The organism is Microcoleus sp. K1-B1, from assembly GCF_036704705.1.
Lineage (GTDB): Bacteria > Cyanobacteriota > Cyanobacteriia > Cyanobacteriales > Microcoleaceae > Microcoleus.
In genome coordinates, this window is sequence record NZ_JAUBSH010000181.1 from 1 (window position 1) to 2943 (window position 2943).

Annotated in this window: 3 protein-coding genes; all 3 read right to left on the reverse strand. The window is 44.0% G+C overall.

Annotation, left to right across the window (positions count from 1 at the left end; translation table 11 throughout):
• Positions 1 to 74: 74 nt before the first annotated feature.
• The 3 genes from QUA83_RS30175 to QUA83_RS30185 all read right to left on the reverse strand — a co-directional run bounded on the left by QUA83_RS30175 (position 75) and on the right by QUA83_RS30185 (position 2434).
• Positions 75 to 596, reverse strand: a complete 522-nt coding sequence (locus QUA83_RS30175) for a hypothetical protein (protein ID WP_333297883.1) — start codon at positions 594 to 596, stop codon at positions 75 to 77.
• 8 nt (positions 597 to 604) lie between these two features.
• A complete protein-coding gene (locus QUA83_RS30180) occupies positions 605 to 949 on the reverse strand; it encodes a DUF6444 domain-containing protein (protein WP_445301833.1) in 345 nt (114 codons plus the stop codon).
• A gap of 231 nt (positions 950 to 1180) precedes the next feature.
• Complete coding sequence (locus tag QUA83_RS30185) at positions 1181 to 2434, reverse strand: S-layer homology domain-containing protein (protein WP_333297885.1); 1254 nt, start codon at positions 2432 to 2434, stop codon at positions 1181 to 1183.
• Between the last annotated feature and the right edge of the window lie 509 nt (positions 2435 to 2943).

The window sequence follows — 2943 nt, forward strand, 5'->3', positions numbered from 1 at the left end:
AATCTCAAAAAATGGTTTGTTGAAATTTTTGCTAAATCCGCCTAGTTATCGGATCATTTTTTTTGTGGCTTTCTCTATGTGACTAAGCTTTGAATTGAGCTGCCAAATGGTGAACCTGGTTCCATTCCTGCGGGTACGGGGGCAAGATAGTCGGTTTGACAACAGGCGCAGCGACCGCCATAACGTTCAATGCGCGTTACGAGCGGGCGAATTGGTGGTAGTTCTATTTTGTCATAGACCGATTGCAATTTTTGGGCTGCGACACTAACTGTTTCTGAACACTGGGGACAACTTTTGATTTGAGCGATAATGATTTGGTCGGGGTTGGGATGTAGGTGTCTTCCCCCTCCTGCTCTGCCTACGCTGTTTTGTCTTTTAACTCCTTCTGTTTTCGATGGCAAGCGCTTGATGTTGCCCTTGAATCCTTTTGATGGTGGAGTGCTTGAATTCGAGCTGGTTTTGGCGGGAGATGAGTTGGGTTTTGATTCGTCAGTGTCTAATGCTGCCCGCAGTTTTTGGATTTCCTGCCAAAGCTCTACTATCAAGGCGTTTTTGGCTTCATCCGATAGTTGTTTTAGGTCAGGGAGTTTTTTCATTCCTCTATCTAATGTCTATCTCGTTCTCTTGTCAAGGGGGTTGAGCAATTACGATATAAGTTGCGGCTTTTTCCCTCATGACCTGGTTGTCCACCCCGCTTTTTTCCACTTTTTTTCCTTGTTTTCTGACCAAATCCAGGTGGATCGCTTGAGGGTGGTGATGATGAGTTTTTTGATGTTTTATTGACTTTTTCTAATAGTTGCTGCTGGCCTGAGAGTAATTCAATAGCCTGTTGTTCTAATGATTCAATCCGCTGCGCCATTAACTCCACCATTTTTTTGACGCTGGCTGGAGTTTTCTCCCAATCTTCTGGGGGGATTTGCTTGATGATGCTAGCTTGTGGCTGTTCCATAATTCTCACATTACCATAATTGAGTGCTGGTTTTTGCAGCTCGCACCAATACTCTCAAATCTTTACCACTAAAGCTTGCCCGGTGGTGCGCCGCAGGCGCACCCCCTGAACGGTTACAAAAAATCCCTGGCTAATTATTTAATTAGATGCACCTGTAGCAAGGTAAAATACACACATTAAAGCCCCTCTCCTGCAAGGCGAGGGGTTTGAAGAAATTTCCAAGTATCGGTTCTATCGAGCGCTACAAATGTCTGTGCTGGCAGTACCAACTACCAAATCGGAATTCAAAAGCAAATCTAAATCGGTGTCAGGATTAACAGCATACAAATCGACTTTATCTCTACCCAAAAACACCCCAATCAAAGTCCCGATTCCCGCACCGCCGAGCACCTCTTCAGTCGCGATCGCCCGATCGCCCGTAACACCTGCAATCGCCGCCGCTGCTGCTGCACCCAAGGCAGTATTCTTAACCAGATTGCCAACATTAACGCCCTTGGTAACAGTTTCTTTCCTAGTAATCACTTGCGAAGTGGCATTGAGAGGCACTCTGCTGCCGTTGATGATACTTAATTCTTGAGCCACAAACTGAACGCCCGAAGTAGTCGATCGCAATTCGCCACTAATTTTCGACCCTTCAGGTATCAGCACTTGGCCATTATTGCCCGTGATATCCGCCGCTACCGTCAGCGTAATCGGAGACTTGTCATTGGGGGCGAGCAAAATCTTGCCTTTTGCATACTCGATTGGGATAGTCACCCCGCTGGGAATTTTCACAGCCACAGACTCGCTAACATCAATCTTAGCAATGTAAGGAGAATTAATTGCTCTTGCTTGATTGGTACTCACTAATGTTTGATAGATAAAAGCAGCTACTTCAGCTCGCGTTGCTGACTTGTTAGGTTTGAGAGATTTAGGATTAGGATAGCTGACAACTAACTGTTTTTCAGTAGCTGCAGCAACGCTTTTGACAGCATAAGTTTGAATCTCACCCGCATCATTATAGTAGCTGAGAACATCTTGAAAATCGCACGTAGGCTCATAGCCCATTCCGTTATTTAAAGCGACTACAACTTGAACGCGAGGAATCTGCTGTGTCGGTCTGAAAACATTGCCGGGATAGCCAGACATCCATCCCATTTCGTAAGCTTCGGCGATCGCCCCGCTTGCCCAAAAATTAGACGGAACATCGGCAAACCTTACAGCACCGCGGGTTTTTGCCTTTTTCACAGAACGGATCATTGCCGCAAATTCAGCCCGCGTTACCGGTGCATCCGGGCGAAAACTACCATCGGGAAATCCTTTGATAATTCCTCTTTCTGACAAATCTTGAATAAAGTCTTTTGCCCAGTAGTTATTATTAACATCCGAAAAAGCTGTTTGAGCAAAAGAAGGCGCGGGAGCTAGCATCGGCGCTGCGGTTGCTGCAACTGTTCCCAGTGTTAATAAAACAGATGTACCAGATTTAATGCGATGTAATACAGACATTTTTGATTCTCCAATTTACACATTTTTTTATTGAGGATAACTAAGCTTTTGATAGGCTGATTGATTCCTGCCAAACTTGCTCTTTCCCTCAGCTATGTAATCATTATTGAATGCTTTTATTTTTAGTGGGGGGAAGATACGGTCTTTTAAAATAAATATTTTTAGGCTTCATTTGGGATTTTAAAATACTTAAATTCCTTAAAATCCTTATGTTGCTTATCTCCCTTATCTACCTTGTGCCTGCAATTAACAAGATTTAGGGACAAAGCCGTTTGATATTAGTTAACTATATTAACTAAAAGTGAATATAATTGAGTCGATCGAGAAATACCTGTTTGTTGCCTATGAGTAGCCTGACGTTTGCCTCTGCCCATCAGCTAGCGCGAATGATTTGCGATCGCCAAGTCTCTGCCGTCGAAGTTCTCGACGCTTAGGAATGAAAAATAAATAACTTAATGAATTACTCAGGTTGGGGTACGGCTCGATAATTCCATTTGGGCAAATATTCG

What these genes read in the sequence shown, in the direction of transcription:
- QUA83_RS30175 (WP_333297883.1), bottom strand. Translation starts at nt 596, where the DNA reads ATGAAAAAACTCCCTGACCTAAAACAACTATCGGATGAAGCCAAAAAC.
- QUA83_RS30180 (WP_445301833.1), bottom strand. Translation starts at nt 949, where the DNA reads ATGGAACAGCCACAAGCTAGCATCATCAAGCAAATCCCCCCAGAAGAT.
- QUA83_RS30185 (WP_333297885.1), bottom strand. Translation starts at nt 2,434, where the DNA reads ATGTCTGTATTACATCGCATTAAATCTGGTACATCTGTTTTATTAACA.